The following is a 6,128-nucleotide window of genomic DNA, read 5'->3' as shown; positions in this document are numbered from 1 at the left end:
GCCGCCACCGAGGTCGAGATGAAGGAGAAGAAGGCGCGCGTCGAGGACGCCCTGCACGCCACGCGTGCCGCCGTTGAAGAGGGCATCGTCGCCGGTGGCGGCGTCGCCCTGCTGCGTGCGCGCCAGGCCGCGGGCGACGTCAAGGGCGCCAACGCCGACCAGAACGCCGGCATCCAGCTGGTGCTCAAGGCCGTGGAGTATCCGCTGCGCGAGATCGTGCTGAACGCCGGCGAAGAAGCCAGCGTGGTGCTCAACAAGGTGCTGGAAGGCAAGGGCAACTTCGGCTACGACGCCTCCGCCGGCCAGTACGGCGACATGATCGAGCTGGGCATCCTGGACCCGACCAAGGTGACGCGCACCGCGCTGCAGAACGCCGCCTCCGTGGCCGGCCTGATGCTGACCACCGAGGTCATGGTCGCCGAGGCGCCCAAGGACGAGGCCCCGGCCGGCGGCATGGGTGGCATGGGTGGCATGGGCGGCATGGACGGGATGATGTAATCCCCGGCCGAGCCTGCGCTCGCATGGAAAGGGCCGCGCAAGCGGCCCTTTTCTGTTTGCCGTTACCTCCAGCCGCGCCGTCAGGCCGTGGTGGTCACGCGATCAACTCGATGGACGCCAAGGCTCGCACCTCCAACGCGGTCACAATGGCGTCCTTGTGATCCAGCAGCAAGCGCAGCACCGCTGCGCGTGTCTGGTTGGGTGTACGCAATCGAATCACTTGGGGCGGTGCACCCCAGACCAATGACAACTCCTGGAAATCCGCATCTCGAGTGACTACGACGTAGTCATCCGACTTCGCGCGCAGCCACACTTCCCGATCGGTCGCGGATTCCATGCCCAGCAGGACAACCTGGGATGTACCCGGGAAATCGTGCTGGAGGAAGGGCACCAGGCGTCTGGACAGGTTCTCGTCCAGCAGCAGCTTCATTGCACTTTCAATGAATAGACTCGGTGCTCGCGATCGGCCGCGTAGGCGAGCACGGCCAGAATATCCTCCTCGGTCAACTCGGGAAAGTCATCCAGCACCTCCTGCTGCGACATGCCGCTCGAAAGCATCGCGAGCACGTCGTACACTGAAATTCTCAGCCCGCGAATGCAAGGACGGCCGCCACGCTTGCCAGGCTCCAGGGTAATGCGATCCATAGCGCGCTCCGGTTGACACTCCTGAAGGCACATTCTGCCATCCAGGCTCCTGCGCAGCTACTTGTTCATCGCGCCCTCAAGCGCCGCAGCAGCCCGAGCGTCGACGGGTCCAGCCCCTCCGCCGTGCCGCCGCCCAGCGCCGCCTCGATCGGGCCGGCATGGCGCTTGCCCAGTTCCACCCCCCACTGGTCGAAGCTGTTGACGCCCCACAGCGAGCCCAGCACGAAGGTGCGGTGCTCGTACAGCGCCAGCAGCGCGCCGACGCTGGCCGGCGCCAGGTCGGGCAGCACCAGGGTGGTGGAGGGCCGGTTGCCGGGAAAGTGGCGCTCCGGCGCGTCGCCCGGCTGGCCCAGCATCAGCGCGCGCGCCTGCGCCAGCGCATTGGCGAGCAGCGGCGCATGGTGGCCGGCCAGGTCGTGCGTGCTGCTGCGCACCAGCACGAACTCCACCGGCACCACGTCGCTGCCCTGGTGCAGCATCTGGAAGAAGGCGTGCTGGCTGTTGGTGCCGACCTCGCCCCAGGTCACCGGTGCGCTGGCAAGGGCCAGCGGGCGGCCTTGCGCGTCCACCTGCTTGCCGTTGCTCTCCATCTCCAGCTGCTGCAGGTAGGCCGGCAGCCGGCGCAGGCCGTAGTGGTAGGGCGCCACGCAGCGGCTCGCCCAGCCGTGCGCGTTGCGGTGCCACAGATCGAGCAGCGCCAGCAGCACCGGCAGGTTGCGCGCCAGCGGCGCCTGCAGGAAGTGCGCGTCCATGGCCTGCGCCCCGGCCAGCAACTGCTCGAAGCCCGCACGCCCCACGGCCAGCGCGATCGGCAGGCCGATGGCCGACCAGAGCGAATAGCGTCCGCCCACCCCGTCGCCCAGCCCGAGGCAGGTGCCGGCGCCGAAGGCCTGCGCCGCCGCCCGGTTGGCGCTGACGGCGATGAAATGGGGGGCCACGTCGCGCACCCCGCCGGACTGCAGCCAGGCGCGCGCCGAACCGGCGTTGCGCAGCGTCTCGGCCGTGCCGAAGCTCTTGGAGGCGACGATGAACAAGGTGCGCCGCGGCTGCAGCCGCGGCAGCAGTTCGCCCAGGTCGTGCCCGTCCATGTTGGAGACGAAATGCACCGCCGGCCCGCCGCCGACCCGGCCGCAGGAGCGCAGCGCCTGCACCACCATGCGCGGCCCGAGGTCCGAGCCGCCGATGCCGAGGTTGACGACGTCGCCGAAGGCCCCCTCAGCTCGGATGCGTTCGGCCAGGTCCAGCATCTGGCTGCGCGCCGCGGCGGCCTCGCGCAGCAGCCGCTGCACGGCCTCCTGCGCCTGGGCGTCCAGGCCCGGCGGCAACAGCGGCTGCTCCGGCCGCATGCGGCAGTGCACGTGCGTGACCGCGCGCTGCTCGCTGGAGTTGATGCGGGCGCCGGCGAACATGGCGTCGCGGTGCTCGGCCACCCCGCATTCACGCGCCAGTTGCAGCAGCAGCTCGAGCGCCGCGTCGTCGACGCGATTCTTCGACAGGTCCGCAAATACCGCGGCCGCCTCCAGGCTCAGGCGTTCGAAGCGCCCGGCATCCCGGGCAAAGGCCTGGCGCAGGTCGAACGCACCCGGGCCGGTGAACGCGCGCCGGTGATGCGCCTGCAGCCGTGCCCAGGCCGGCGCCTCGTCGCAGCGCGGTCGGTCGTGCCAGTCCATGCGAAACCGTCAGCCCGCCTGCAGCAGCGCCTCGAGCTTGCGTGCGTCGGCGACGAAGCTGCGGATGCCCTCGGCCAGCTTGTCGCTGGCCATCGCGTCCTGGTTGAGCTCGAAGCGGAACGCCGCCTCGTCGTAGTGCACGGCGGGAAGGTCCAGGGCGCGCGCCGCTCCGGCGTCGAGCGCGCGCGCCACCGGCGCGTCGCTGGCCGCCAGTTCGGCCATCAGCTCGGGCGAGATGGTCAGCAGGTCGCAGCCGGCCAGCGCCAGGATCTGGCCGGTGTTGCGAAAGCTCGCGCCCATCACCTCGGTGGCGATGCCGAAGTGCTTGTAGTGCTCGTAGATGCGGCGCACGGACTGCACGCCCGGGTCGTTCGGCCCCGCCATGGCGGCCTCGTCCCAGGCGCTGCCCGCCTGCTTCTTGTGCCAGTCGTAGATGCGCCCGACGAAGGGCGAGACCAGCTGCACCCGGGCCTGCGCGCTGGCCACCGCCTGCACGAAGGAGAACAGCAGCGTGATGTTGGTGTGGATGCCGCGGGCCTCCAGCCGGCGCGCGGCCTCGATCCCTTCCCAGGTCGCCGCGACCTTGATCAGCACCCGATCGACGTGCACGCCCTCGGCCTGGTAGAGCTCGACCAGCCGTTCGGCGCGCGCCACGCTGGCCTCGGTGTCGAAGGACAGGCGTGCGTCGACCTCGGTCGACACGCGGCCGGGAATGATGGCCAGGATCTCGCAGCCAAAGCGCACCAGCAGCCGATCCATCAGCTCGCCGACGTCGCGCCCGCGCCAGCGCGCCACGGTGTCCGCGAGCAGCGGCGCGTAGTCGGGCTTCTGCACCGCCTTCAGGACGAGGGACGGGTTGGTCGTCGCATCCTGTGGCCGGTACTGCGCGATCTGGCGGAAGTCGCCGGTGTCGGCGACCACGGTGGTGACTTGCTTGAGCGCTTCGAGCTGGTTCATGGACAGCGATTATCCGCGGCTGCTGGTTGGGGCGCGCGCTGGCGCTCCCTGGTGCGGGCGCAGTGGCCGCATCCTGCGCCTGAAAGGCGGACGCGAAGGGCGCGCGAAAGGCGCGAAAGAAACCCGATTCCCCTTCTGCGTTCCTTGCGCAATCTCCGCGTCCTCTGCGTTCGGCGGTTCAGCACCCATCCATCCGCACCCTCAGATCCGCCCCTCCTCCACCGCATGGCAGGCCACCAGGGTGCCGCCCACGTCGCGCAGCAGCGGCCGCTCGATGCGACAGCGCGCGTTGGCGTGCGGACAGCGCGGGTGGAAGCTGCAGCCGCTGGGCGGATCGAGCGGGTTGGGCACCTCGCCCTGCACCGGCGTGCGCGCGCGGCCGGTGTCGTGCATCTTCGGGATGGCGTCCAGCAGCATGCGCGTGTAGGGGTGGCGCGGCAGGCTGAAAAGCGTCTTCTTGGGCGCCAGCTCGACGATGCGCCCCAGGTACATCACGCCCACCTGGTCGCTGACGTGGCGCACCACCGCCAGGTTGTGGCTGATGAACAGATAGGTCAGCTCGCGCTGGCGCTGCAGCGCCTTCATGATGTTGAGCACCTGCGCCTGCACCGACACGTCGAGCGCGCTGGTGGGCTCGTCGGCGACCAGGAACTCGGGCTCGGTGGCCAGCGCCCGCGCGATCGAGATGCGCTGGCGCTGGCCGCCCGAGAACTGGTGCGGATACTTGGCCAGGTCGACCGCCGCCAGCCCGACCGACTGCAGCAGCGCCACGACGCGTTCCTGCGCCTGCTCGCGCGTGGCCACCAGCCCGTGCTCGCGCAGCGGCTCGGCCACGATGTCGGCCACGCGCCAGCGCGGGTTGAGGCTGGCGTAGGGATCCTGGAAGATCATCTGGATGCCGCGCCGCAACTGCAACCCGGCGCGACTGCGGTAGGCCGCGTGCGCGTCCTGACCCCGGAACAGGAAGCGCCCGCGCGTCGGCTGGTACAGCCCCACCAGCAGCCGCGCCACCGTGCTCTTGCCGCAGCCCGACTCGCCCACCAGGGCCAGGGTCTGGCCCTTCGCGATCGTGAAGCTGGCCTCGTCGACCGCGTGCAGCAGCTGGCGCGGCTTGCGCTCGAGCACGCGGTTGAGCCAGGGCGCCGAGACGTCGAAGGTCTTGGCCAGGCCGTCCGCCACCACCAGCGGACTCCCGCCTCCCTCCCCCGCTGGCGGAGGGCCGGGGTGGGGGCCAGCGGCGCCACCCGGCTCGAGCAGGCTCGCCCCCATCCCTGCCTTTGCCCAACGGGGAAAGGAGAACACACCCCGCGAAGCATCCGCTGGCATCAACCGCCCTCCCCGTCCGTGGCGTGCAGCCAGCAGGCCGCCTGCGTGGCGCCGGCCGGCATCAGGTCCGGCCGCTCGGCGCGGCAGCGGTCGAAGGCGCGCGGGCAGCGCGGATTGAAGGCGCAGCCCCGCGGGATCGCATTCAGGCGCGGCATGGCGCCGTCGATCTGGCTCAGCATCTCGCGGTCCTCCTCCATGTCGGGGATCGAGGCCATCAGGCCGACGGTATAGGGATGCGCCGGCTGGTTGATGACCTCGTGCACCGGCCCGATCTCGGCGATGCGGCCGGCATACATCACGGCCACGCGATCGCAGGTCTCGGCGATCACGCCCATGTCGTGCGTGATCAGCATCACCGCCGCGCCGCGCTCGCGGCACACCTTCTTGAGCAACTGGATGATCTGTGCCTGGATCGACACGTCGAGCGCCGTGGTCGGCTCGTCGGCGACGATCAGCCGCGGCTCGGCCGCCAGCGCCAGCGCGATCACCACGCGCTGGCGCATGCCGCCGGAGAACTGGTGCGGGTAGTGGTCGATGCGCTGCTCGGCCGCCGGAATGCCGGTGTCCTGCAGCAGAGCGATGGCGCGCTGGCGTGCCTCCGCCTCGCCCATCGGCAGGTGCGTGCGGATCGTCTGCGTGAGCTGGAAGCCGATGCTGTAGAGCGGGTTCAGCGAAGTCAACGGGTCCTGGAAGATGGCACCGATGCGGCGCCCGCGGATGAGCCGCATCTGGGCCGGCGGCAGATGGTCGATGCGCTCGCCTTCCAGCCGGATCTGCCCGCTCGCCACGTGCCCCGGCGGCTCCAGCAGGCCGATGATGGCGGCGCCCGTGAGCGACTTGCCGGCGCCCGACTCGCCCACCACGCCCAGGATCTCGCCCGGCGCGATGTCGAACGAGATGTCGTCCAGCGCCCGCAGCCGACCGCGCCGGGTCGGGAACTCGACGATCAGGTTCTGGACTTCAAGCAGGGACATGGGGCGTTGAGCGTTGAGCGTTGAGCGTTGAGCGTTGAGCGTTGAGCGTTGAGCGTTG

7 protein-coding genes are annotated in these 6,128 nt (G+C 70.4%); 1 reads left to right on the top strand and 6 read right to left on the bottom strand.

Going from position 1 to position 6,128, the window contains the following annotated elements; genetic code table 11:
* Positions 1-498: TCP-1/cpn60 chaperonin family protein (locus PKA16_RS15525; protein WP_324404549.1), on the top strand; the 498-nt coding region annotated here is incomplete at its 5' end.
* Between the two features lie 94 nt (positions 499-592).
* On the opposite strand, the gene PKA16_RS15520 is transcribed toward PKA16_RS15525, so the two are convergent.
* The 6 genes from PKA16_RS15520 to PKA16_RS15495 form a co-directional block, all read right to left on the bottom strand.
* Complete coding sequence (locus tag PKA16_RS15520; RefSeq protein ID WP_324404547.1) at positions 593-928, bottom strand: DUF5615 family PIN-like protein; 336 nt, start codon at positions 926-928, stop codon at positions 593-595.
* Positions 925-1,143 (bottom strand): DUF433 domain-containing protein, encoded by a 219-nt coding sequence (locus PKA16_RS15515; RefSeq protein WP_324404545.1) that lies wholly within the window; start codon positions 1,141-1,143, stop codon positions 925-927. Before PKA16_RS15515 ends, PKA16_RS15520 begins: the two co-directional genes overlap by 4 nt.
* Before the next feature lie 65 nt (positions 1,144-1,208).
* Entirely contained in the window at positions 1,209-2,813 is a 1,605-nt protein-coding gene (gene pgi / locus PKA16_RS15510) for a glucose-6-phosphate isomerase (protein WP_324404543.1), read from the bottom strand.
* Between the two features lie 9 nt (positions 2,814-2,822).
* On the bottom strand, positions 2,823-3,770 hold the full coding sequence (gene tal, locus PKA16_RS15505; RefSeq protein ID WP_324404541.1) for a transaldolase: 948 nt from the start codon (positions 3,768-3,770) through the stop codon (positions 2,823-2,825).
* A 201-nt stretch (positions 3,771-3,971) separates the two neighbouring features.
* On the bottom strand, positions 3,972-4,952 hold the full coding sequence (locus PKA16_RS15500; protein ID WP_324404539.1) for an oligopeptide/dipeptide ABC transporter ATP-binding protein: 981 nt from the start codon (positions 4,950-4,952) through the stop codon (positions 3,972-3,974).
* 143 nt (positions 4,953-5,095) lie between these two features.
* Positions 5,096-6,070 (bottom strand): ABC transporter ATP-binding protein, encoded by a 975-nt coding sequence (locus PKA16_RS15495; protein WP_324404537.1) that lies wholly within the window; start codon positions 6,068-6,070, stop codon positions 5,096-5,098.
* Positions 6,071-6,128: the final 58 nt, after the last annotated feature.

This window comes from Ottowia sp. (assembly GCF_035325765.1).
GTDB lineage: Bacteria > Pseudomonadota > Gammaproteobacteria > Burkholderiales > Burkholderiaceae_C > Ottowia.
This window is presented reverse-complemented; position numbering and strand designations above follow the sequence as displayed.